This window comes from Salinivibrio sp. IB868 (genome assembly GCF_001995655.1).
Lineage (GTDB): Bacteria > Pseudomonadota > Gammaproteobacteria > Enterobacterales > Vibrionaceae > Salinivibrio > Salinivibrio siamensis.
This window is the reverse complement of record NZ_MUEW01000006.1, coordinates 142,532-167,874: the sequence shown is the minus strand read 5'-3', so window position 1 is coordinate 167,874 and position 25,343 is coordinate 142,532. Positions and strand designations below refer to the sequence as shown.

At 51.5% G+C, this 25,343-nt stretch carries 20 protein-coding genes; 5 read left to right on the top strand and 15 right to left on the bottom strand.

Annotation, left to right across the window (positions count from 1 at the left end):
- Window positions 1-187 precede the first annotated feature (187 nt).
- The 3 genes from dksA to thpR all read right to left on the bottom strand — a co-directional run bounded on the left by dksA (window position 188) and on the right by thpR (window position 2,054).
- Entirely contained in the window at window positions 188-637 is a 450-nt protein-coding gene (gene dksA, locus BZG20_RS08620) for an RNA polymerase-binding protein DksA (protein WP_046074011.1), read from the bottom strand.
- A gap of 123 nt (window positions 638-760) precedes the next feature.
- A complete protein-coding gene (sfsA, locus tag BZG20_RS08615; protein ID WP_077578742.1) occupies window positions 761-1,483 on the bottom strand; it encodes a DNA/RNA nuclease SfsA in 723 nt (240 codons plus the stop codon).
- Window positions 1,484-1,502: 19 nt separating this feature from the next.
- The gene (gene thpR, locus BZG20_RS08610; protein ID WP_077578741.1) at window positions 1,503-2,054 is read right to left on the bottom strand and encodes an RNA 2',3'-cyclic phosphodiesterase; all 552 of its coding nucleotides are present in this window, start codon (window positions 2,052-2,054) and stop codon (window positions 1,503-1,505) included.
- A gap of 65 nt (window positions 2,055-2,119) precedes the next feature.
- On the opposite strand from thpR, the gene hrpB reads away from it, so the two are divergent.
- Entirely contained in the window at window positions 2,120-4,573 is a 2,454-nt protein-coding gene (gene hrpB, locus BZG20_RS08605; protein WP_077578740.1) for an ATP-dependent helicase HrpB, read from the top strand.
- 8 nt (window positions 4,574-4,581) lie between these two features.
- Window positions 4,582-6,921: a penicillin-binding protein 1B gene (gene mrcB / locus BZG20_RS08600; RefSeq protein WP_077578739.1), complete on the top strand. Its 2,340-nt coding sequence runs from the start codon at window positions 4,582-4,584 to the stop codon at window positions 6,919-6,921.
- A 112-nt stretch (window positions 6,922-7,033) separates the two neighbouring features.
- Here mrcB and BZG20_RS08595 read toward each other — a convergent pair whose 3' ends face one another.
- The 4 genes from BZG20_RS08595 to BZG20_RS08580 form a co-directional block, all read right to left on the bottom strand.
- Window positions 7,034-7,804, bottom strand: a complete 771-nt coding sequence (locus BZG20_RS08595) for an ABC transporter permease (protein WP_077578738.1) — start codon at window positions 7,802-7,804, stop codon at window positions 7,034-7,036.
- Window positions 7,801-8,724: an ABC transporter ATP-binding protein gene (locus BZG20_RS08590; protein WP_077578737.1), complete on the bottom strand. Its 924-nt coding sequence runs from the start codon at window positions 8,722-8,724 to the stop codon at window positions 7,801-7,803. The genes BZG20_RS08595 and BZG20_RS08590 overlap by 4 nt, the downstream gene beginning before the upstream one ends.
- Before the next feature lie 14 nt (window positions 8,725-8,738).
- On the bottom strand, window positions 8,739-10,391 hold the full coding sequence (locus BZG20_RS08585; protein ID WP_077578736.1) for a SulP family inorganic anion transporter: 1,653 nt from the start codon (window positions 10,389-10,391) through the stop codon (window positions 8,739-8,741).
- A 340-nt stretch (window positions 10,392-10,731) separates the two neighbouring features.
- On the bottom strand, window positions 10,732-12,387 hold the full coding sequence (locus BZG20_RS08580; RefSeq protein ID WP_077578735.1) for a SulP family inorganic anion transporter: 1,656 nt from the start codon (window positions 12,385-12,387) through the stop codon (window positions 10,732-10,734).
- Between the two features lie 208 nt (window positions 12,388-12,595).
- On the opposite strand from BZG20_RS08580, the gene can reads away from it, so the two are divergent.
- Entirely contained in the window at window positions 12,596-13,255 is a 660-nt protein-coding gene (gene can / locus BZG20_RS08575) for a carbonate dehydratase (protein WP_046074002.1), read from the top strand.
- 103 nt (window positions 13,256-13,358) lie between these two features.
- Here the strand turns inward: can and hpt are convergent, their stop codons facing one another.
- Entirely contained in the window at window positions 13,359-13,889 is a 531-nt protein-coding gene (gene hpt / locus BZG20_RS08570) for a hypoxanthine phosphoribosyltransferase (protein ID WP_046074001.1), read from the bottom strand.
- 346 nt (window positions 13,890-14,235) lie between these two features.
- On the opposite strand from hpt, the gene BZG20_RS08565 reads away from it, so the two are divergent.
- The gene (locus BZG20_RS08565; RefSeq protein ID WP_077578734.1) at window positions 14,236-14,841 is read left to right on the top strand and encodes a TetR/AcrR family transcriptional regulator; all 606 of its coding nucleotides are present in this window, start codon (window positions 14,236-14,238) and stop codon (window positions 14,839-14,841) included.
- A gap of 59 nt (window positions 14,842-14,900) precedes the next feature.
- Here BZG20_RS08565 and BZG20_RS08560 read toward each other — a convergent pair whose 3' ends face one another.
- The 6 genes from BZG20_RS08560 to BZG20_RS08535 all read right to left on the bottom strand — a co-directional run bounded on the left by BZG20_RS08560 (window position 14,901) and on the right by BZG20_RS08535 (window position 21,089).
- Complete coding sequence (locus BZG20_RS08560; RefSeq protein ID WP_077578733.1) at window positions 14,901-15,947, bottom strand: ABC transporter ATP-binding protein; 1,047 nt, start codon at window positions 15,945-15,947, stop codon at window positions 14,901-14,903.
- Entirely contained in the window at window positions 15,944-17,575 is a 1,632-nt protein-coding gene (locus BZG20_RS08555; protein WP_077578732.1) for an iron ABC transporter permease, read from the bottom strand. The genes BZG20_RS08560 and BZG20_RS08555 overlap by 4 nt, the downstream gene beginning before the upstream one ends.
- Window positions 17,576-17,638: 63 nt before the next feature.
- On the bottom strand, window positions 17,639-18,655 hold the full coding sequence (locus BZG20_RS08550) for a Fe(3+) ABC transporter substrate-binding protein (protein ID WP_046073997.1): 1,017 nt from the start codon (window positions 18,653-18,655) through the stop codon (window positions 17,639-17,641).
- Between the two features lie 164 nt (window positions 18,656-18,819).
- Window positions 18,820-20,049: an ammonium transporter gene (locus tag BZG20_RS08545; protein ID WP_046073996.1), complete on the bottom strand. Its 1,230-nt coding sequence runs from the start codon at window positions 20,047-20,049 to the stop codon at window positions 18,820-18,822.
- 18 nt (window positions 20,050-20,067) lie between these two features.
- Window positions 20,068-20,406 carry a P-II family nitrogen regulator gene (gene glnK, locus BZG20_RS08540; protein ID WP_046073995.1) on the bottom strand — a complete coding sequence of 113 codons (339 nt, stop codon included), beginning with the start codon at window positions 20,404-20,406 and terminating at the stop codon, window positions 20,068-20,070.
- 299 nt (window positions 20,407-20,705) lie between these two features.
- Window positions 20,706-21,089: a YacL family protein gene (locus BZG20_RS08535; protein WP_046073994.1), complete on the bottom strand. Its 384-nt coding sequence runs from the start codon at window positions 21,087-21,089 to the stop codon at window positions 20,706-20,708.
- Window positions 21,090-21,215: 126 nt separating this feature from the next.
- Here BZG20_RS08535 and BZG20_RS08530 point away from each other — a divergent pair, with 126 nt between their 5' ends.
- Entirely contained in the window at window positions 21,216-22,355 is a 1,140-nt protein-coding gene (locus tag BZG20_RS08530) for a glycerate kinase (RefSeq protein WP_077578730.1), read from the top strand.
- 75 nt (window positions 22,356-22,430) lie between these two features.
- Here the strand turns inward: BZG20_RS08530 and acnB are convergent, their stop codons facing one another.
- A complete protein-coding gene (gene acnB, locus BZG20_RS08525) occupies window positions 22,431-25,028 on the bottom strand; it encodes a bifunctional aconitate hydratase 2/2-methylisocitrate dehydratase (protein ID WP_077578729.1) in 2,598 nt (865 codons plus the stop codon).
- Window positions 25,029-25,343: the final 315 nt, after the last annotated feature.

The following is a 25,343-nucleotide window of genomic DNA, read 5'->3' as shown; positions in this document are numbered from 1 at the left end:
GATAAGCGCATAGACAGTAGGTGCAACGCCTGCAGCGAGTGTGGATAGCGCAAATTGTACGGGGATCTTGCGCTAACACAAGCACCCTAAAACACAAAAAGGGAGCCGAGGCTCCCTTTTATCTGTCTGATTTTCTCTCCGCTAACCACGGCTAGGCATCGATGTGTGCAAATATAACGCGCCAGCGTTAGCCAGCCATTTGCTTTTCTTTTAGCTCAGCCAGTGTTTTACAATCAATACACAGCTCTGCTGTTGGGCGAGCTTCTAAGCGGCGCACCCCAATTTCGATACCACACGAGTCGCAAAAGCCGAAGTCATCATCTTCGATACGCTGCAATGTCTTATCGATCTTCTTAATCAGCTTGCGCTCGCGATCGCGATTACGCAGCTCTAGGTTGAATTCCTCTTCCTGTGCTGCACGATCGACAGGATCGGGGAAATTGGCCGCCTCATCTTTCATATGATTCATGGTGCGGTCGACTTCTTCCCTGAGCTGATTACGCCACGCATTGAGGATTTTACGGAAATGCTCAAGCTGAGCCTCTCCCATATACTCCTCTCCAGGTTTCTCCTGGTATGGCTCTAATCCGGCAATGGCCAGGATGCCCAGCGATTTCTTTTCTTTGCTTTCTGGCATTCAGCTTCTCCTAAAAAACCTTGACATGACCCGTGTCTGTCAAATGAGGGCGCTATCTATAGCAGAAAGCCTTTAGGGTGGCAATCTTTGATTTACGCCGCGCAACGCCCAATGTGAACATGCTTACACTTTTGCGGTATGACTAACAAAAGGTACGGAATTAACCAGATTTAGCTCACTCGGCGACATCTGAGCCTGATAGCAGATCACTTCTACCCCTGACGCCAACGCCTGATTTAATAACTGGTTATAATCCGGGTCGATATGGGGGGCACCAGTGACTTTTTCAATCCCCGAGTGCAAAACAACGAACAATAAAACCGCACGATGTCCTTGCTCTGCCATCGCCATCAGCTCACGCAAGTGCTTTTGCCCACGCGTCGAGACGGCGTCCGGAAACGCGCCCCAGCCGTCTTCCTCCAATAATGTGACACTCTTTACTTCTATATAGCAGTCCGCTTTGTCATCGTCACGTAATAGTAGGTCTATGCGGCTGTTTTCACTGCCATAGCGTACTTCCGTCTGTAATTGTCGATACCCCACTAGTTCAGGAATACGATTCGCCTGCACCGCCTCAACCGCTAAGGTGTTGGCGCGCGCCGTGTTGACACAAATCCAGTGTCCCTGCTGGGTATGATTAAGCTCCCAACTGTGAGGGTATTTACGCTTGGTATTATCGGAGGTGGAATACCAAACGGTATCGCCTGGCGTCGCACAACCGGTCATCGCCCCCGTATTGGCACAATGCATGGTCAGCGACTCGCCATTAGCCAAGGTCACATCGGTTAAAAAACGTTTATAGCGGCGTACTAAGGTTGCCGACGCTAGCGGTGGAGAAAACTGCATCTGCCGTTCCTGCTGATGATTAACAAAGGCTGAATTGATGCAGGCATTGGTATAACGCCCGCCCCTCATTATCTCGAGGTATCGATTCATCCGACGCGGAGGAAGGCGAAGCATATAGTCCAAATCGATGACAGGCAAATGTCTGTGCTGGCAGAGGTGGAAGGTGTAACGCTTGTTGATGCTTGACGCCACGACGCAAGGTAATATGTGGGGTAAACGCATGACTGTCTGATTGGGCAGGCCACACTGACAACGCGCGTAAATTTTTGGCCAAATTAAATAATGCCTGCGGTGGTTGGTTGAACGTCACACACGCAATCTTCGGTTGCTCCCACACTTCAACACTTGAGGTCGTGAGATTAAACGCAGGCAGAGACAGGTTACTTGCCGCAGCTTGAAGCGCGGGGAGCTTGGTATCAGGAACCTCCCCCAAAAACGCCAAGGTGACATGTAAATTTTGATCGGGTACCGCGCGCCCTTCACCATAAAGATGATGGTTATAGCGAACAAGTTGCTCCCGCGCGGTTTGATTGGCTTTCTCGTCCAAACCTAATGCGAAAAATAGTCGCATGGGCTCTCCTTTTACGTTCAGTCCGTTAAAATAGTCACTTTGATTCTGACACAAAGGGCGAATTCTTGTCTCAGCTTCCCATTGATGCCGTCATACCCGATCTGATAGACGGGCTCGCGTCTTATCCGCAAATCCTCTTATCCGCACCACCGGGCGCGGGGAAGTCGACGCGCTTACCCCTTGCGTTACTCGAACAAGCGGTTGTACCGGGAAAAATTTTATTGCTGGAGCCCCGTCGACTCGCGGCTCGCAATATTGCCCACTTCCTCGCCCAACAGTTTAATGAGCCTATCGGCCAGACCATCGGCTTGAGAATGCGGGGAGAGACCAAAGTCAGTGCTCAAACACGGTTAGAGGTAGTCACCGAAGGGGTGTTGACACGCTTGTTGCAAACCGACCCGCTGCTAGATGGCGTAAGCCTAATATTGTTCGACGAATTTCACGAGCGCAGTCTGCATGCCGATCTTGCCCTTGCGCTCAGCCTGGATTGTCAAGCGGGATTACGGGACGATCTGCGCCTGGTGGTGATGTCAGCGACATTAGATAACCACGCCCTGCGTCAGTATTTGCCCGATGCATTCCCCCTCACCACTGAAGGGCGCAGCTTCCCGATTCATTATCACTACCACCCGCTAGCACGTCATGCACAATGGAGCAGCGCAGTGGCTAGCGCCAGCCTTGATTTTATTAATCACCATAGTGGTTCAGCACTGCTTTTTCTCCCTGGCATGGGTGCTATTCGCCAAGTTCATTCAGCGCTACAAGGGCGGTTACCTAGTGATATGGATTTACACCTTCTCCACGGCAGCCTTGACACCTCAGCGCAACACGCCGCGATCGCCCCCGCACCTAGGGGAAGGCGTAAGCTAGTACTCACCACTAATATTGCAGAGACCAGTTTAACCATTGAGGGTATCCGGTTAGTGATCGATGCGGGACTTGAGAGGATGGTTATCCATCAAGCACAAACGGGTATCGATAAGCTCGTAACACGGCAGATCACGCGCAGTGCCGCCATTCAACGAGCAGGCCGCGCCGGTCGCCTTGAGGAAGGACAGTGTCTGCGCCTATACAGCGAAGAGCAGTTTCAACGCTTACCTGCCGCTCCCGCAGCCCCGATTTTGCGAGAAGACTTAATCGATCTTGCGCTCAATGTGATCCAGTGGGGCTGTGACGTGAAGGATTTACATTGGCTTGACACGCCCCCTACCCAACACTGGCAAGCCGCGTGTCTGCGACTGACACAATTGGGTCTGATTGATACGCGCCACGCGTTAACGGCCCTAGGGCAACGGGCAAGTCAGTTAGCTGCCACTCCCCGCGCCGCCGCAATGCTAGCCCGTATTGAAACGTCGCAGGCTTCGGTGTTATCCACGGCGTGCTGGCTTGCCGCTTGGGCTGATAAACCGGTGACTTCAGGCCCGTCACTGGCGCTCACCGATCATTTGCGTGCGGCGATGGCGCATAAAGACTATCAAGACCGCGCCCAATCACTGGCACGCACGATGGGAGGCTGCTTGCAATACCAGATTGATGAAACCATGCTGCCGCTGCTGGCAGCCAATATCTGGCCTGACAGAGTGGCTTTCGCTCGGGGGCAGCCAGGACGCTTTATGATGGCCAATGGTCACGGCGTGACACTCGACAGCCAAGACCCCCTTAGTGATACTCGCGCTATCGTGGTGTGTGACCTTATCGCCACCGACCAAGGCGATAGCCGTGCTTACAGTGCTATTGCGCTGTCAATCACCGCGCTACAGACGGCGCGTCCTGACTTGTTCGGCCAACATGAAGTCGTTGCCTGGGATGATAAACGCGGCATGCTAAAAGCAGAAAAGCAGCAACGTTTTGGTGAGTTAGTGCTGAGCCGTGAGCCGCTCGACACACTCAGCGCCGAGCAGCAGGCGCAAGGGCTATTAGACGCCGTACGCCAAAAAGGCATTGATGCATTGAACTGGCAAAGCGGCAGTCAATCCTTGCTCACCCGCGCCCGCTGCGCGCAAGCCTGGGGCCTGGACATCACGCTGCCAGCACTTAGCGATGATGACTTGTTGGCATCACTCGATACTTGGCTCGCCCCGTTTATTCACGGCATGTCGCGCTGGCAAACGCTGCAGCAGCTGGATCTCAAGCCCGTGTTAGAGGCTTGGTTCGGCTTTGCAGTCACCCAACAATTGAACGCGGCGCTGCCCACACATATTACTGTCCCAACCGGCTCGCGTTATCCGCTGCGCTATAACCCGGAAAACGCGCCCGTTTTAGCGGTGAAAATGCAGGAGATGTACGGACAGGCTGATACACCCACCCTGGCTAACGGCAAAGTAGCCGTGCAAGTGGAGTTACTCTCCCCCGCCGGGCGTCCACTGCAAATCACCCAAGATCTGGCAGGGTTTTGGCAAGGGAGTTACAAAGAGGTGCAAAAAGAAATGAAAGGGCGCTACCCTAAGCACCTTTGGCCTGATGATCCGGCCAACCATGTGCCAACCCGAAAAACCAAGCGCCATTTTAATCAGAGTTAAGCTATTGTATGGCAGAGAAAAAAACACGCTCACGCCCGAGTAATAAAAAACGTTCATCACCCAAGCACCAGCCTAAGAAGACGCCGACTAAGCCAAGTTGGGGAAAGCGCCTGTTAGGCTTGGGGCTAAAGTGCAGCCTCGTCGGGATTGCCGCCGTGGTTATTTTAGGTATTTACCTGGATGGCAAAATCCAAGACAGGTTCAGCGGCCAGATTTGGCAGCTTCCTGGGGTCGTTTATGGCCGAGTCATCAATCTGTCTCCTGGCAGTGACTTTTCCCTCTCACAGTTACGCCAGCAACTGGATGCGCTTAATTATCAGAAGGTACGCACCCCAAAACGTCCTGGCGAATACTCGGCGTCAAGCACACGGCTTGAGATCATTCGTCGCCCATTTGATTTTGAAGATGGCCCCGCGCCAGCGCGTCATGCCATGCTAAGCTTTGCTGATGGCCAAGTGGGTAAAATCATCGAGGTAAGCCGCCAACAACCGCTGGGATTACTGCGTATCGAGCCCAAGCTATTGGGTATGATAGAATCCGGTATTCGTGAGCAACGCTTATTCTTGCCACGAGAGCGTTTCCCTGAGTTTTTAGTTGAAGCCTTGATTACCACCGAAGACAGAGACTTCTATCATCACGAAGGCGTTTCTCCTACCGGTATTTTGCGCGCCTTGGTTGCCAATATTCGCGCAGGGCGTACTGTGCAAGGTGGCTCGACGCTTACCCAACAGTTGGCTAAGAACTTGTTTCTCACCCGTGATCGCACCTTGTGGCGTAAGGTACAAGAAGCCTACATGGCTTTGATCCTCGATTTTCGCTACAGCAAAGACAAAATCCTTGAAGCCTACCTTAACGAGGTTTACCTCGGCCAAAACCGTGGTGAGCCCGTGCACGGCTTTCCTCTAGGGGCACGCTTGTATTTTGGCCGTCCTATCAGTGAGCTACGTGTCGATCAGCTCGCGTTGCTGGTTGGCATGGTAAAAGGGCCATCTTATTACAATCCCTTCCGCCACCCTGAACGCGCGAAAACACGACGCGACCTGGTGCTGCGCTTGATGCTCGAGCAAAATCTGCTCACCAGTGCCAATTATGATGCCGCCGCCAGTCGCCCACTCGATATTCAAGCCACCCCGACGCTCTCGCGTCCCCAGCCCGCCTACTTTGATCAACTCAAAGAGGAGATCCGCAATAATGTCGGCGAGAAATACGCCGCAGGCGAAGGGCTGCGTATATTTACCACGCTCGACCCTGTCTCACAGCAAGCGATTGAAGGCGCAGTGGTCGATAAGGTCAAAGCCCTTAAAGGCCGAGCAGGTAACAAGCTTGAAGCGGCAGCGGTGATTGCCGACCGCCGCAGCGGTGAAGTCCGTGCCATGGTCGGCGGCGCACGCCCAGGCTTTGCAGGCTTTAACCGGGCATTAAACGCCAAACGCCCTATCGGCTCGCTCTCAAAACCGGCGGTATATTTAACTGCGTTGAGCCAACCCGAACATTTCCAGCTGACCAGCAAGATTGACGATAAACCTATTCGTTTGGAAGGCAGCCAAGGCAGTAGCTGGCAACCGCGTAACTACGATCGTCAATATCGTGGCCGTGTTTCCCTACTCACCGCCCTTGCTAAGTCCTATAACGTGCCGACGGTGAATCTTGGCATGCAGCTGGGGTTAGATGAAGTGATCAATACCTTCGGAAAACTGGGCGCCAATACCGATACCATTCCTGAAGTACCGTCATTGCTCCTCGGCGCGTTTAGTATGAGCCCGTTCGAGGTCACTCAGGTCTATCAAACCCTAGGCAGCGGAGGGCAACGTGCCCCTTTAACCGCCTTACGTGCGGTCACCACCAAAGAGGGGCAAAGCCTCTATCAAAACTGGCCCAAAGCAGAGCGTGTCGTGCCTCAGCAAGCAGGCTGGCTGACGTTATACGCGATGAAACAGGTGGTTCAGCAGGGCACGGGGCGCTACTTGACGCGTCGCCATGGCAATGTGGCGCTCGCGGGTAAAACCGGTACCACAGACGATAACCGCGATAGTTGGTTTGTCGGTATCGATGATAAAGAAGTGACCACTGTGTGGCTTGGCCGCGACGATAACCAATCGACCGGCCTCACCGGCGCTTCAGGCGCATTGCGTGTCTATGATGATTATCTCAGTCGTCGAGGCGCCAGTGCGCTGACGTTATCTTGGCCAGCTAACGTCACCACAGTCGCCGTAACCCAGCAAGGCAGTCAGTATCAATTAAGTTGTCGTGGTGAGACATCGCTGCCAGTTTGGGATATTAATGGGCAGTTTGCCAAGCGCTGTGGTCAGTCAGACCCAATCGGGTGGCTAAAAGGTTTATTTAATTAACCGTCAACACACCATCAGGCATCACCGTTCAAGCTCGCAATAAAAAGCCCCGGCTATCACAGCCGGGGCTTTTTATCCGATATTAATCCGAATCACAGATACGGTGAGGTCGTTAACTACGCAAGCCCGTTCCTTTGGAAATCAAGCCCCACGCCAGCGCATACAAGCCGATAATAAACAGCATCAGCACCCCAAACGATGTCATGATGCCGACATCTGACACGCCAAGAAAGCCGTACCGGAACGCGTTCACCATGTACACAATCGGGTTGAGCTTGGATACCCCCTGCCAAAAATCGGGCAACAGTGAGAGTGAGTAAAACACCCCGCCTAAGTAGGTTAGAGGCGTCAGCACAAAGGTGGGGATAAGGCTAATATCGTCAAAGGTTTTGGCGAAGATAGCGTTAATCAGCCCACCCAGTGCAAACACCGCTGAGGTCAACACCACAGTGGTAATCACAATCAACGGATGCGCTATCTGCAAATCAACGAAGAACAGGGAGGTCATGGTCACCAAGGCGCCGACCGCTAACCCACGGCACATACCGCCACCGATATAACCGGCAATGATCACATAGTTGGGGATCGGCGCTACCAAAAGCTCTTCAATATTATGTTGAAACTTGGCACTAAAAAACGAAGAGGCCACGTTCGAGTAAGAGTTGGTGATCACCGACATCATGATAAGCCCCGGCACGATATACTCCATGTAGGAGAAACCTTCCATCTGGCCAATCCGCGAGCCAATCAGATTACCGAAAATGATAAAATATAGGCTCATGGTAATCGCTGGCGGGACCAGGGTTTGCACCCAAATACGGGTAAAACGCGCCACTTCTTTATGAATCAGGGTGCGAAAGGCCACCCAATACAAAGCATTCATGCACGCTCCTCCCCATTTTGCTGAATTAAGGTGACAAATAGCTCCTCAAGGCGGTTTGCCTTATTGCGCATCGACAGCACCTGCACCCCTTGTTGCGACAACTGATCAAAGACAGGGGTCAGCCCGACTGACTTATTCACCTCCACTTCCAGGGTATTGGTATCAGTTTTCTGCCAGTTAACTCCTTCTAAGGTGCTCAGTTTATGCCCTGGCTGTAAATCAAGGATAAACGTCTCTGCGTCCAATTTCGCCAGCAAGGCCTTCATGGAGGTGTCTTCTACCAGCTCTCCTCGATTGATGATACCGATGTTGCGACACAAGGTTTCCGCTTCTTCAAGGTAATGAGTAGTGAGAATAATGGTGATCCCTTGCCGGTTTATCTCAGTGAGAAAGTCCCACATTGAACGTCGCAGCTCAATATCGACACCAGCGGTTGGCTCGTCCAAAATCAACAGACGAGGCTCATGCATCAACGCACGGGCGATCATTAAGCGCCGCTTCATGCCTCCCGACAAATTACGAGCAGGCTCATGGCGCTTATCCCACAAATCGAGCTGCGAGAGGTACTTTTTCGCGCGTAATTTCGCTTGGTCGCGGGGCACACCATAGTAACCCGCTTGGTTCACCACAATCTGCTCCACTTTCTCAAACTGGTTAAAGTTAAACTCTTGTGGCACCAGCCCGATTTGTTTTTTGGCTTCTACCTTTTGGGTATCGAGATCGTAGCCAAAAATACTCACTTGCCCCTGGGTTTTATTCACCAGTGAGCTCAAAATGCCAATGGTGGTGGATTTACCCGCCCCATTTGGCCCCAATAGCGCATAAAAATCGCCCTCTTCCACGGAGAGCGATACCCCTTTTAGCGCCTTAACACTGGTCCCATAGGTTTTGACCAGGTTAGTGATTTCGATGGCTTTCATAAGCTCCCGTTCTTTTAAGGCATGACCTCGGTCACTCGGTGCGCAGCACGAAGTGCGTCATAACGGCTATCAAAAGTATGATCGTCAGTGAGCCAATTTTTAACATGCAAGCGCTCAAGCTGATCCCGTGTTTTTTGATGGGGGCAGAGCAGAAATACTTGGCAATTGGCGTCCACCGCATCTTTGATCGCATTCTCCAGCGCCAGGCCAACGGTCATATCAATCATGGGCACGTCACTGAGATCTAAGATCATGACATCAAATTCCTCGATTTTACTGTGCTGACGTGCAATCGCTTTCGAGACACTGAATATCATTGGGCCTGAGAGATAGAAAAACAACACTTTTCCGTTGGCTCTGTCTAATAAAGCCCTTTCCATTTCGTTCAGAGGGACGTCATCTTCATCCGCATCACTGATGGCTTTGACCTGCTTTTCTTGCTCACGGCTTAAGTGCTCGATGGCAATAATATTGGCAATAAACACACCAACACCGACTGCCACGATTAAGTCCACCAGTACGGTCAATACCATCACCCCATACATGATCACGGTTTGATGTAAGCTGACTTTGTGGGCACGTTGGATAAAGGTGCGATCAAGAATACTAAACCCCACATAGATGGCGATACCCGCTAGCACCGCCATGGGAATGGGCTCAGTCAAAAAGCCTGCGACCAAGATCACCGCCGCTAGAATAAGGGCGCGCACAATGGCCGCAAAGGGTGAACGCCCTCCCACTTGCACATTGACAACCGTGCCCATGGTGCCACCCGCGCCCGGCAAAGCGCCAAATAAGCCAGCCACCATATTGGCCAACCCCTGCCCGCGCAGTTCTTTATCCGAGTCATGCTCTTCGCGCGTCAACGAGTCAGCGATTACCGCAGAGAGCAAGGTATCAATACACCCCAGGGTACCCAACACTAATGCATCCACCACCATGGTGGTCAGTACGTCACTGTCAATGTGTGGCAGCATCAAGGTCGGCAAGCCGGTTGGAATCACACCAATACGGCGAATCGCCTCGAGATCAAACCACCACATTGACAACAAAGTCACCACCACCAAGGCAACGAGTTGCACCGGCATATAACGGCGATATTTTTGTGGGAAAGAAAAAAGAATGCCAAGGGTCAGCAGCCCCAATAACAGCTCACTGTGCTGGGTATGCGCGATAAGCTCTGGCAGCGCTTGCAAGGTCCCGAGCACGCCACCGTCAGGGGTGCCTTGCCCAAGCAGAGGCGGAAGCTGCAAAATGATCAAGATAACGCCAATGCCGGACATAAACCCAGATATCACGCTATACGGCATTAACGTAACGTACTTTCCAAGCTTCAAGGTCCCTAAAATCACTTGGAATAAGCCGGCCATCATCACCACGGTAAAGCCCATTGCCATGCCCCCTTCGGGGTAACGTGACACCATGGTGGTCAGCACCGCAGTCATGATCACTGTCATCGGGCCGGTCGGCTCAGAAATCAGAGTGGAAGACCCACCAAACAGGGCCGCAAACAGGCCCACTAAAATAGCACCCCACATCCCGGCTTCCGCGCCTGCACCAGACGCTACCCCGAACGCCAGCGAGAGGGGCAAAGAAATAACCGCCGTGGTGACGCCCCCAAACAGGTCCCCTTTAAGGGTCCAGTTCTTGAATCGTTCGAATTTCAAAACAGCTGATCCTTTCAAGTCGTATGCAGTATCACGGCCATGACGGCTTTACTCACTGGCACGGGGGTCCCCAGTGCGCGCGCCAGTATATAGGAATGTGCACAAGATCAAATCAGGAGGGGAAACGCATGGTTAGTTTTCAACCAAAAAGAATGAAATGATGAGAAATGTGGCAAAGATTCACTAAAAACCTTGTACTTAAGTGATCTTGATGATGTGTTTTTTTCTAACCGGGTAACGCGCGGATCCCCCGAAAAGGCCATGACAGCACACAAACCCGCTGATGACGCCAGTTAGCGAGTTTGCGTGCATTGACGTGTAACATACGTTGAACAGCCCGTTAGGGCATCACTTCTACCAAGCGGTTCGCTGCCTCGAGCGCTGGTTTGCGTGTGGTAAAAATATGCGCGTCTCTGACCCAATCACCGATGTGCAGGCGCTGCAGCTGCTCACGTGTCTCATCGTGCGGGCACAGTAAAAATACCGTGCACTCGGCTTCACGCGCATCTTTAATCGCGTTCTCCAACGCCAAGCCAACCGTCATGTCTAACATAGGCACATCGCTTAAATCTAAGATCATCACACGAAACTCGTTGATGTGGGCATGCTGGCGTGCAATTGCTTTCGAGACACTAAAGATCATTGGCCCTGAGAGATAGAAAAACAACACTTGGCCATTGCTCGCATCAAGCAGCGCACGCTCTTCGTCATCAAGCGGCACTTCATCATCTTCGGCATCACTGATGGCCCGTACTTGCTTGGCTTGCTCTCGGCTTAGACGCTCAATGACCAGCAAGTTCGCAATGAATACCCCTAGGCCGACGGCAACAATCAAGTCGACAAACACCGTCAGCGCCATCACGCCATACATGATACCGGTTTGTTGTAAACTGATTTTATGTGCGCGGTGAAGAAAGCTCCAATCGAGGATATTAAACCCGACATATACCGCAATACCCGCGAGTACCGCCATCGGGATCGGCGCGGTAAGCGCACCAGCCACCAATACCACAGCGGCTAACATCGCCGCCCGCAAAATCCCTGACAAAGGAGAACGCGCGCCCACTTGCACATTCACCACCGTGCCCATGGTGGCCCCCGCGCCAGGGAGCGCACCAAATAACCCGGCAATCATATTGGCAATGCCCTGCCCACGCAGCTCGCGATCGGAGTTGTGCTCTTGCCGAGTCAGTGAGTCAGCAATCACCGCGGTTAACAAGGTATCAATACACCCTAAGGTGCCCAACACGAGGGCATCAATTACCATCGCGGTAAAATGTTCTGTCGTGATATGCGGGATCACCAGCGAGGGTAAGCCTGTCGGTATTTCCCCAATACGGCGAATGCTGTCGGTATCAAACAGCAAAATAGAGACCAAGGTGATACTCACGAGTGCGACAAGCTGTGCGGGAATAAAACGACGATACTTGGCAGGGAAATAAAACAAGATGCCAAGCGTCAAAACACCGAGAAATACCTCTTTCATGTCGGCTTGACTGATTAAATCAGGCAATGCTTTGAGTGTGCCAAGCGCCCCGCCTGTCGGGGCCGCTTGCCCCAGCAAGGGTGCCAGCTGGAGCAAAATCAAAATCACCCCAATCCCTGACATAAATCCCGACACCACGCTGTATGGCATTAAGGTGACGTATTTACCCAGCCTTAAGCTACCAATCAGTATTTGGAACGCGCCTGCCATCATCACCACAGTGAACGCCATCGCTACGCCTCCTTCCGGGTAGCGAGACATCATCGCGGTTAGCACCGTGGTCATGATCACTGTCATCGGGCCGGTCGGTTCAGAGATCAGTGTAGACGAACCACCAAATAGCGAGGCAAACAACCCGACTAAAATCGCGCCCCATAGCCCCGCTTCCGCGCCAGCCCCAGAGGCCACACCAAATGCAAGTGCCAATGGTAAAGAGATGATCGCGGTGGTCACCCCACCAAACAAATCCCCTTTTAATGTCAGCTGCGCAAATCGTCCCTTATCAAACACTCACTACCCTCTACTGCATTGATGGTGGAAGAGACAGTATACGAATTTTCTTGGATTAACCTATCCGAGCAGTGGCTTTGAAGGTAAACAGCGTGATCTATTGGGCGCGCAAGATGTAAAAGAATGTGAAATTTGATCTCAGTATATTTCAAACCTCATCATTGCGGTATAGTGGCAATTGATAACCTTGCCAAAAGACTGAGTGGATATGGCCCAAATCAAAGCGTTGTTCGCCAACAATAAAGCCTGGTCAAAAGACATTCGTGATACCAACCCACAGTTTTTTGCCGACTTGGCGAAGGAGCAACATCCAGAATACTTATGGATTGGCTGTGCGGATAGTCGAGTTCCTGCAGAGCGCCTGACTGGCCTAGACTCGGGCGAGCTTTTTGTCCATCGTAATGTCGCCAATCAAGTCATTCATACCGATTTAAACTGCCTGTCGGTCGTGCAGTACGCCGTTGATGTGCTGCAAATCAAGCACATTATTGTCTGTGGCCACTATGGTTGTGGCGGGGTGCATGCTGCAATTGAAAACCCTGAGCTGGGTTTAATTAACAATTGGTTACTGCATATTCGTGATCTCTACCTCAAGCACAAAAGCTATCTTAGCCACCTGCCTGCACAAGCACGCGGTAATCGGCTATGTGAGATCAATGTCGCCGAGCAGGTGTACCACCTTGGTAATTCCACTATTTTGCGGGCGGCCTGGGAGCGCGGCCAAGATGTGAAGGTCCATGGCTGGTTTTACGATACGACCGATGGGATCTTGCGGGATCTGGGGATGACTGCCAATAGCCGGGAATCACTGGAAATCAACTATCAAGCGGCAATGTGTGAACTCGTGTCTGACAAGGTCGAGTGTTAGTCTTTCCACACCTCCCTGACAAAGCAGATTGGCACTCACCTGTTCATAGATCAAAAAAACCGAGCATCGGCTCGGCTTTCTCCTTTCGCATTCCTTGAACCCTTTAGTCCAACGGAATCACTTTACCGACGTACGGCAGATGGCGGTATTTTTGCGCATAATCAATGCCCACACCAACCACAAATTCATCTGGAATCGTAAAGCCCAACCAATCAACCTTAACGTCAACTTCTCGGCGCTCTGGCTTGTCTAACAATGTACAAATGCGTACTGAATTTGGCTCGCGCAAAGACAGGATTTCACACACCTTGCTCAGCGTATTGCCAGTATCGATGATGTCTTCGACTAAGAGTACGTCTTTGCCTTTAATATCATCATCCAAGTCTTTCAAAATACGCACATCACGCGTACTTTCCATGCTGTTGCCGTAACTTGATGCGGTCATAAAGTCGACCGCATGCGGCATATCAATCGCACGGCATAAATCCGCCATGAAAACGAACGAGCCACGCAGCAGCCCCACTAATACCAACTCAGATGAGTCTTTATAGTGCTCGCTGATCTCAGCGCCCAAGGCTTTCACTCGCGCCTGTACGTCCTGCTCTGAAATCATCACTTCAACGGTGTGTTTCATATCTGCCCCGATGGTTGTCTCTCCACAAAAGGGAGGTCACTAACAAAGGTGGCATAGTCTAGCACTAAATCGATTGCGGATCCCAGCGAGCGCGTTTCATCGCTTATGCACCCGCACACTAGTTGGGTATCACACTGATTGATAAGAAAAAATAATCCGTGCCTTTGTTTTTTGTAATGAATGACTTTTTTTGCAGACAAAATTACGTTTTTACGGCCTAGATCAGGCTTCTAGCCGTTGTCAGGCCATAAATGGCTGGTATAAACTCAATCCCGCTAATAATAAAATCATTAGCACAAACAATAATTAATTTGTACAAACCAAAAATAAGTTGGCAGGTTTTAGGATGGCTCAATCAAATGAGAGAACAAGGACGCGGCTATCGCCCGAGCGCCGCAAAGAGCAGTTATTAGGGTGTGGCTTAGATGTGTTTGCCAAACGCGGGATTGGTCGTGCGGGGCACGCCGATATTGCCGAAATGGCAGACGTCTCCGTCGCAACGGTATTTAACTACTTCCCAACCCGTGAAGACTTGGTGGAAGAGATCTTGGCCCAGACCGAGAAACACTTCATTAAACTGATTAATGAGTGCACCGGGCAAGATCAATCAATGCGGGCATCGCTAAACTGCATTACCTCGCAAATTATTGACACGGCTCTGGCAGACAAAGCGTGGATGAAAGTCTGGTTTGAGTGGAGTACCTCTATTCGCGAGGATATTTGGCCACGCTTTGTCAAAGGCAGTCGAGACGCGATGGATCAGTTCGAGCAAGTGTTCGAGCACGGGATGGCAAAAGGTGAGATGGTCGACCGTCACCAACCGCGTGAGCTTGCCAGTATGTTGGCAGGGGTATGCTATGTGCTCTTTTTACAGGCGCATCAGCAACCAGACAAAACGGCTTTAAACGCCATGGCTCAACACTATATTGACGTATTGTGCCAACAAAGCTAGCCGCGTTGTCAACGCCGTAAAAAGCCAACCCCTCGGTTGGCTTTTTTGGTTCTGGTGCCTTAATCGTCAATAAAACTCGGCCCATCATTGAACAGGACTGGCTCGTGAGGGCGAATATGTAAGCTGACTTTATCTCCTACCAATAGCGGCTCACGCGCGTGCACCGACAGTTTTTGACCATGGATATCGATGGTATAACGGCTACTGTCACCCATAAACTGTTGGGATAACACCTGTCCTTCCCCCTCAGCATCCGCGCGAATGCTTAGAAATTGAGGGCGCAGTAACCACCAATGCGGGCCGGGGTGACAATGCACCGGACGTGGCCACGGACCGAGCGGTGTCTGCATTTGTTCTTGCGACGAGACCGTTACGGGCACATAAGAGCCCTGGCCAAGAAAATCAGCGACGAAACGGCTCGCAGGTTGGTAATACACGTCTGTGGTATCACCATACTGTTCAATGAGCCCCTGATTCATTACCGCTAGCTTATCGGCAAACGCGAATGCTTCCTCCCGACTGTGCGTCACAAGGATCGCCGTGACGCCTTGGGATTTAAAAATGCGTCGGATTTCTTCAATTAAATCATGACGAACCTGGGTATCAATATTTGAAAAGGGCTCATCAAGCAATAACAGATCCGGTTCATAAGCCAGCGCTCTCGCTATCGCCACGCGCTGTTGTTGGCCGCCCGAGAGCTGGTGAGGATAGCGGTCACCCAGCTCCGCCAGACGCACCAGCTTGAGCATCTCAGCCACTTTTTCACTTCGCGCTGCCGCGCTGAATCCAGACAGACCAAACCCCACATTGTCTGCCACCGTAAGGTGTGGGAACAGCGCATAGTCTTGAAAAATCATCCCAATATTACGTTGCTCTGGCGGGATTGAATGCTGATTATCGTCCATGAGTTTGCACCCAATCGATAGTTTTCCTGACGATAATGGCATTAATCCTGCCATCGCTTTTAGCAACGTCGTCTTCCCGCAGCCACTGGCGCCGAGCAAGCACACAATTTCTCCCGGCGCGACTTGCAGCGACAAATCTTTTAAAACAGGGGTGCCGTTATAACTGCAGGTCAAATTCTCTATCGCGAGCGCACACTTCATTGATATTTTTGCTCCAATGACCGATTAATCAGGATAAGGGGGACCAAGCCAACCACGACCAACAAAATGGCAGGTAAGGCGGCATACTCTAGGTGCTCATCCGAGGTAAAGTTGTACACATAAGTGGCCAGTGTTTCGAAATTAAAAGGGCGTAATAGAATCGCAGCATTAAGCTCTTTCATCGACTCAATAAACACCAACAGCATCGCAATGAGCGTCCCCCGCCGAATTAAGGGTAAATGCACACGACGAATCACCCCTGTGGTGGTGCACCCCATGGTTCGCGCCGCCATATCCAATGAAGGAGGAATTTTGGCCATGCTTGATTCAATGCTGCCAATGGCGACGGCACTGAACCGCTCGACAAAGGCCACCAATAAGGCCACCATGGTGCCAGATAATAGGAGGCCAGGCCGTCCCCAGCCGTAATGCGTGGCGATATCGTTAATGAAGTGATCGCCGCGCGTCAGCACTAACATCACGCCAATCGCAAGCACCGTGCCCGGCACCGCATACCCCATAGACGCCAATCGCATGGGCGCCACACTGACCCCATGCCCACGCAGGCGGCGATACACATTCACTGTCCACGCAATGCCGACGGCAATGAGCGCCGCTAAACTTGAGGTATAAAAGCTGTTATAGCTAAAAGTGGCAAACTCGCTGACCGCATTTTTTTCGTAGTAGTGCCATGCATAAACTAAAAGCTGGAGCAGAGGTAAAATAAACGCCAGTGACAGCAGACTCCAACACCAGGCTAACACCCCCACTTTACGCCAGCCTGTTAAGGGCATTTTCTCAATCGCATCACTGCTCGAGCTTGGACTAAATTGTGCTTGTTTACGTCGCCCATAACGTTCAGCACTGATCAAAAGGAAGATAGCAACCAGCATGATCGCAGAGATTTTGGCGGCAGCGGTTAAGCTCGAGTAGCTCAACCAAGTATCATAGACTGCGGTTGTAAGGGTGCTGACCGCAAAGTAATTGACCGTTCCAAAATCGCCCAGCGCCTCCATCGCCACCAAAGAGGCCCCCACAGCAATCGCCGGCCGTGCCAACGGTAAAGAAATGCGACGAAAGCTTTGCATCGGCGAGCAACCGAGCAAACGCGCAGAGTGGGTCAAGGTGACACTTTGCTCCATAAACGCGGCACGGGTGAGCAGGTAGATATAAGGGTATAAGACTAACGCCAGCACAAAACACGCACCCGGCAAGGTACGCATATCGGGAAACCAGTAATCATTGACCGTTTGCCATTCAAACAATGCCCGCAAGCCACGTTGTAGCGGACCGGCATAATCAAACCAATCGGTATAGATATAGCCAATAATATAGCCCGGCATCGCAAGCGGAAGCACCATCGCCCACTGCAGTTGCCGGCTGCCCGGTACCTGATACATGGCCAGCATCCACGCGGTGGGCACCCCGAGGATAATCGCAATCGCCACCACGCCAGCCACTAACAAGCTGGTGTTCAAGGTATAAGTCGGCAGTACGGTCTCGAATAAATGGGGGAAAATATCCCCAGTGTCGCCCACCGCGGTATAAAAGATCGCTAAGATCGGCAAAACCAGCAATAGGGCTAAGCCCCAACTGCTGGTTTTTATCATGGGTAATCTATCTCGCATGGCCTACTACATTAAGGCGTCAGAGAAAGACAACAGGGGCGACATCCGCCCCTATGCAATGGCTTACAGGTCGAACTGAACTTCATCCAGCAGTTTCACTGACTGGCTGTAGTTATCCGCAATCGCCTCAAGCGGCATTGGGTCATGCTTGTAGTCGCCCCAAGACGCCACGAGCTCAGACTGCTCAACACCCGGCTTCACAGGCTCTTCGAAGTTCACCTCAGCATACATATGCTGTGCTTTGTCTGACGTTAAAAATTCCATTAGTTTTAGCGCGTTTTCTTCGTTCGGTGCGTACTTCGCCATCGCCATGCCACTCACGTTCACGTGCGTACCGTGCGCGTTTTGGCCAGGATAGTTCAAGTAAACCGCTTCCGCCCACGCTGTTTGTTCTTCGTCGTTCAGCATTTTGCCTAGGTAATAGCTATTACCCAGTGAGACGTCACACAGGCCTTCTTTGATCGCTTTCACTTGTGCACGATCATTGCCTTGTGGTTTACGTGCGAGGTTGTCTTTTACGCCCTCAAGCCACTCTTTGGCTTTCGCTTCACCGTGGTTTTCGATGATAGCTGACACTAAAGAGACATTGTATGGGTGTTTACCTGAACGGGTGCAAATCTTGCCTTTCCATTCTGGTTTTGCCAAGTCGAGATAATCAAAATCGTCACCCAATTTGCCGACACGCTCGCGTGAAGAGTATACCGCACGAGCTCGTGTTGTCAGCGCGACCCACTTATCTTCACTATCTCGGAACTGCTCAGGCACGTTTTGATCGATAACATCACTTTGCACGGGCTGTACCACGTCTTGGTTTACCAGCTCTTTAAGGCGTGAAATATCAACGGTTAGCAGTACGTCAGCCGGGCTGTACTCACCTTCTTGCTTGACCTTTTCCGCCATGCCTTTTTTAGCGAATTTAACATTCACAGCAATGCCGGTCTCTTCGGTAAACGCATCGAACATGGGTTCAATCAAGAAAGGTTGGCGATACGAGTAAACATTGACTTCTTCGGACGCAACCGCGGCGCTGGTTCCTAATAGGCTTGCGGTGATAGCCGAGGCAATCAGTAGTTTTTTCATCGTGGCAGTCCTTAAATATGATGATAAATGATAACGAATCTCAGTTTCGTTAGTATACAACTAATGACTCAGGGCTCAATATGATCAGACGCAAAAAGAAAGAAACCTTACATCCAAAAATGTAAGGTTTCGTTTCAGAGTTTACTCGAGTTACGTGTAACTGACTATTTTACGCTAACAAATTCGGGATACGCATCAATACCACAGTCGTGAAGATCCATCCCTGACATCTCCTCTTCTTCGGTGACACGAATGCCCATGGTATTTTTCAGCACCAGCCACACGAGGAAACTTGCCGCAAATACCCAAGCAAAAATCACTGCCGCCCCCAGAAGCTGCGCACCAAAGGTCGCCCCTGTGTTGCTTAATGGCACAACCATCAGGCCAAAGAAGCCACATACACCGTGCACGGAGATAGCACCGACAGGATCATCCACTTTGACCTTATCCAGACCAACAATACTGAATACGACAATCACACCCGATACCGCACCGATGATCAGCGCTGCCACGGGTGAAGGCGATAACGGATCCGCCGTGATGGCCACTAAGCCGGCTAAGGCACCGTTGAGCACCATGGTCAGGTCGGCTTTCCCCCACAGGGTTTTACACACCAGCAATGCTGCTATCGCACCAGCCGCCGCCGCCGCATTGGTATTCAAGAAGATTTGTCCGACAGCCGTGGCATTTTCAAAATCTGACACCATCAGTTGTGAGCCGCCGTTAAAACCGAACCAGCCGAACCACAAGATGAAGGTACCCAGTGTTGCCAGAGGCAGGTTTGAGCCAGGAATGGGGTTAATTTTACCATTTTTGCCGTATTTACCTTTACGCGCCCCCAAAAGTAGCACACCTGCGAGGGCTGCCGCCGCGCCCGCCATATGAACAATCCCAGAGCCGGCGAAGTCACTGAAACCAGCCTCTGAGAGGAAGCCTCCGCCCCATGTCCAGTAACCTTCAACCGGATAAATCACCGCAGTCAAGATGACAGAGAACACGAGGAACGCCCACAGTTTCATGCGCTCGGCAACCGCCCCTGACACCACAGACATCGCGGTGGCAACAAACACCACTTGGAAGAAGAAGTCAGATTCGAGCGAATGATCCGCATCGGCGCCTTGGGTGCCAATCAAGGCCCCAAAAGAAGGGACAAAACCGCCGCCACTGTTGTCCACGTACATAATGTTGTAGCCCACCAACAGGTACATGGTACAAGCGATAGCATAGAGGCAGATATTTTTGGTCAGTATCTCAGTGGTGTTTTTCGAGCGCACCAAGCCTGCCTCTAACATGGCAAAGCCAGCCGCCATCCACATCACTAACGCACCAGATAAAAGAAAGAAAAAGGTGTCGAGCGCGTAGCGCAATTCAGTCACCGTGTTTACCAGTTCCATTGTCTTTACTCCCTGTTTTTAAATTGCTTCCAGATCCATCTCACCAGTACGGATCCGCACCGCTTGCTGAAGATCAAAGACGAAGATTTTACCGTCGCCGATCTTGCCCGTTTGTGCGGCCTTAGAGATCGCCTCCACAACACTGTCGACATGTTCGCTCTGCACAGCGATTTCTAATTTTACTTTGGGTAAAAAATCGACCTGATACTCAGCACCACGATATAACTCTGTGTGCCCTTTTTGGCGGCCGAAACCTTTCACCTCTGAGACAGTCATGCCGTCAATGCCAGCATCCGCCAACGCTTCACGTACGTCATCAAGCTTGAACGGCTTGATAATGGCGCTAATCAGTTTCATATCCTTCTCCTGAGTCCTTGTGTTTGCATCATCGTCTAACTATCAAGAGCCGTGCCAATATTCAAATTATTTAAAATCAATAACTTAAATAAGTTCGGGATAGAAAGGATTTTATTTGCACCATATAAGTGCGAATTATTCACCAACACAGCGCATGCCAGGGAGAGCAGCATGCGATTGCACCAAGGGGAAACATCGAAACGAGAATCAGGAGAAAAAGCGAGGGGGAGGTTCAGCCATTCGAAGCACGCAGACGGTGATACGTGCTCAGCCATGAAGAGTTGACTCAGAGAACCCGCTTAACGTCGACCGTAACGGGCAATGAAGTCTTGGTAGGCGTCCAGCATCACCACAAAGTCTTGGTAACCACACGCCGCGTAACTTTCTTCATCGTAAAAGGTCAGCGCTTGCTCATTGAGCGTGGTTTGCGCCTCGTCCGAGGCAGGTTGCAGCATGGCATTCGCCACCACCACGACCTCATCACGATTGGCGGTAAGCGTGAACGTATGCCCGCGCCACTGCTGCTCTGACTCAAGTTGCTGCAGGGTATGTAGACAGGATGTCACTTGAGTCAGCTCAGTGCCGAGTTCATCCAATAGCCAACGTCCTATGGCTTCATGTCCCATCGAAAAAACAATCCGGTAGCTGTCATCAAAACTGTTGCGAGAAAATTCGTAATCCACACTGACCTCCAAAATTGGCCGGCTATTGTCCTGCTTTTTGTCAGAATTGCCAAGCCAGTGCTGTCATCAAAATGTCACTTCAACCATACTTAAATGGAATAACAGTAAGCAGTAAAGGATAGGCTTATGCATATCGTGATCGCGCCTGATTCATTTAAAGAGAGCCTGAATGCTCGCCATGTTGCACAGGCGATCGAGGCAGGCATGGCGCCTATTTTGCCTCACGCTCGCTTTTCACAACTGCCAATGGCGGATGGGGGCGAAGGTTATGCGCAAAGTTTTCTCGACCAAATCGGCGGTGAGCGTTATCACTGTGAGGTGACTGGACCCGACTTTCGCCCGGTGACCGCCGAATTTGTTATCAATCGCGAACATCGTCTGGCCGTTATCGATGTTGCCAGTGCTTCAGGCCTTCCCTTAGTCCCACAAGACGCACGCAACCCTCGTCATACCACCAGCTTAGGCACTGGCGAGCTTATTCGCGCCGCACTTGACCATGATATTGACGAAATCATTATCGGGTTGGGCGGCAGTGCGACCAATGATGCCGGTGCGGGGATCTTGACCGCCCTCGGTGCCAAGCTCCTTGATGGCGCAGGCCACCCCATCACGCCCACCGGGGAAGGACTCGGCGCCTTGATGACAATTGATCTTGATACGCTTGATTCACGGCTTAAGGCCGTGACACTGACCGCCGCCTGCGATGTGGATAATCCATTATGTGGACCGCACGGCGCCACCACTATCTTTGGGCCACAAAAAGGCGGGCAAGAAGAGGATATTCGTGTCTTAGAGCAATACCTGCACCGCTTTGCCAGTATCTGTCACTTGCAACTGGGACAGTCGGTTTGCCACTTTTCTGGCGCCGGCGCAGCAGGAGGTATAGGTGCTGCCTTAGGAGGGCTACTCGGGGCAAGACTCGAACCCGGAGTCGACTTATTACTCTCACGCACCCAGGCTCATTCATTATTGGCCAATGCCGATTGGGTGATCACAGGCGAGGGGCGTGTCGATGGGCAAACGCAGCACGGCAAAGTGCCGGCTGCTATCGCCAGCATTGCACAAGCTTATCAGATCCCAGTCGTGGTGCTCGCAGGCAGTGTGGGCGACGATTGCGAGGCGCTTTACCAGCAAGGCGTCACGGCCATCTTCCCCATTCAAGCCGGCCCTTGTGCTCTAAGCGACGCGCTGATAGATAGCAAGAAAAACCTCATGCGCACCGGTGAAAACCTGGCACGTATGATTCGATTCGCAGGTCACCCTTAAGAGATATCTAGCGTTGAACAAAAAAAGCGCCCCTAACAGAGGGGCGCTTTCAGTAAGTATGCAAGTAAAAGGCGGTTATACCGCGGCTTTAATAATCACATCATCCGCTTTTTTGGTGTAGGCATCCATTTGATGGAAGTTGAGGTAGCGATAGGTATCGCTGGCGGTCGCATTAATTTGCTCCGCGTACTCAAGGTACTCCTCTTTGGTCGGAATACGACCAAGGATCGCACCGACAGCAGACAATTCCGCTGACGCGAGATAGACATTCGCGCCCGTGCCCAGCCGGTTGGGGAAATTACGCGTCGACGTTGACAGGACAGTGGATTTTTCTGCCACTCGCGCTTGGTTACCCATACACAATGAGCACCCTGGCGTTTCGATACGCACCCCTGCCCGACCATAAATGCCGTAATAGCCTTCGGCAGTGAGCTGATCTCTGTCCATCTTCGTCGGTGGTGCTACCCACATACGGGTTGATAAACTCCCTCCAAACTTGTCCAGCAGTTTACCCGCCGCGCGGAAGTGACCAATGTTGGTCATACAGCTGCCGATAAAGACTTCATCAACACTGTCGCCTGCCACATCTGACAAACTCCGTGCATCATCTGGGTCATTCGGCGCGCACAGAATCGGCTCTTTAATATCAGCCAGATCGATTTCAAGCACATGCGCATACTCGGCATCTTTATCTGCTTCCATCAAGCTTGGGTTTTCCAACCACTGTTGCATCGCTTGGATGCGGCGCTCAATAGTACGACGATCGCCATAGCCCTCAGAGATCATCCATTTCAGCATCACAATGTTCGACTCTAAATACTCAGCCACAGAGTCTTGCGATAACTTAACGGTACAACCAGCCGCAGAGCGCTCCGCCGATGCATCTGACAGCTCAAATGCCTGCTCAACCGTGAGGTGTTCAACCCCTTCGATTTCCAAAATGCGACCGGAGAATTCGTTAATTTTGCCCGACTTCTCTACCGTCAGCAGTCCTTTTTGAATGCCAAAGTAAGGGATTGCATGCACCAGGTCGCGCAATGTGACGCCAGGTTGCATCTCACCTTTAAAGCGTACCAGCACTGACTCGGGCATATCTAAAGGCATCACCCCAGTTGCTGCTGCAAACGCCACTAGGCCCGAGCCTGCCGGGAAAGAAATCCCCAGCGGGAAGCGGGTATGTGAATCACCACCAGTTCCCACGGTATCAGGCAGCAGCATACGGTTGAGCCATGAGTGAATCACGCCGTCACCGGGACGCAGCGCCACACCACCACGGTTCATAATAAAGTCTGGCAGCGTATGGTGGGTTTCCACATCCACCGGCTTTGGATAAGCCGAGGTGTGACAGAACGACTGCATAGTTAAATCAGCGGTAAAGCCAAGGCAGGCCAAGTCTTTCAGCTCATCGCGTGTCATGGGCCCGGTAGTGTCTTGCGAGCCTACGGTGGTCATTTTGGGCTCACAATAAGTATTCGGGCGCACACCCTCAACGCCACATGCTTTACCCACCATTTTTTGCGCCAAGGTAAAGCCTTTATTGGAATCAGCCACCGGACGTGGGCGACGGAAAACCTCAGACGGCTCAAGCCCCAAGCTTTCGCGGGCTTTGTCGGTCAGGCCTCGGCCAATGATTAATGGGATACGTCCGCCAGCACGCACTTCATCGTACAAGATGTCCGTTTTCAGTTGGAAGGTAGACAGAATCTCATCGGTACCATGCTTACACACTTTGCCGTCGGCCGGATACAAGTCAATCACATCGCCCATGTTGAGCTTGCTTACATCAAGCTCAATCGGCAGAGCGCCCGCATCTTCCATGGTATTAAAGAAAATCGGCGCGATTTTTCCACCTAAACAGAAACCACCTGAGCGCTTGTTAGGAACATTCGGAATATCGTGTCCCATAAACCACAACACCGAGTTGGTTGCCGACTTACGAGATGAGCCGGTGCCAACCACATCACCGACATAAACCAGTGGATGGCCTTTCTCTTCCAGCTTTTTCATTTGCTCGATTGGGCCAATCTCACCCGGTTTGTCCGGATGGATACCTTCACGCTCGTTTTTCAGCATGGCCAGCGCGTGCAAGGGGATATCAGGGCGTGACCACGCATCAGGCGCGGGTGACAAGTCATCGGTGTTGGTTTCACCCGAGACTTTGAACACCGTCAGAGTCACTTTTTCAGGGATTTGTGGTTTTTCCAAATACCACTCAGCATTCGCCCACGACTCCATCACTTGCTTGGCGTAGGCATTGCCTGCTTTCATTTTGTCTTCAACGTCGTAAAACGCATCGAACATCAATAAGGTATGAGACAGCACTTTCGCCGCAATCGGCGCAAGCTTGTCATCATCGAGTAAGGTGATCAGCGGCTCAATGTTGTAGCCACCTTGCATGGTGCCAAGTAATTCAGTGGCACGCTCAGGGCTAATCAACGGAGACTGCGCTTCACCTTTTGCCAGTGCGGCAAGAAAGCCCGCTTTCACATAAGCGGCTTCATCCACACCGGGTGGGATTCGGTTTTCCAGTAAATAAACGAGGGTTTCTTCTTCGCCAGCGGGCGGGTTTTTCAGCAGTTCTATCAAACTGGCGGTTTGCTCAGCGTTAAGCGGTTTAGGCACAATACCCTGAGCGGCACGTTCTTCGACGTGTTTACGGTAGGCTTCAAGCACGACTATTTCCTCTTTTCTCGGTCAGACCGTGTGATCCAACATCCTTGGAAAGTGTTAGTACTCGTATCACGCTTATCCGGCGAAGTTTATTAAAATTTTCCAGCAAGACGAGGGTTCGAGCACGTAACCGCTGCGTGAGGATAGCATTTTTAACCTAAAATTAAAATCTACTCGTTTTATGAAACATAATACTTAGGTCTTAGTGGCGCTGTACGCTATTCCACACCTCTGGGTACTCTTTACCCAAAGCACACTGCGGTTGTGGTTGATTCTACACCGCTTTTTCCCTTCACGCAGTGATCCGACTACCATTGC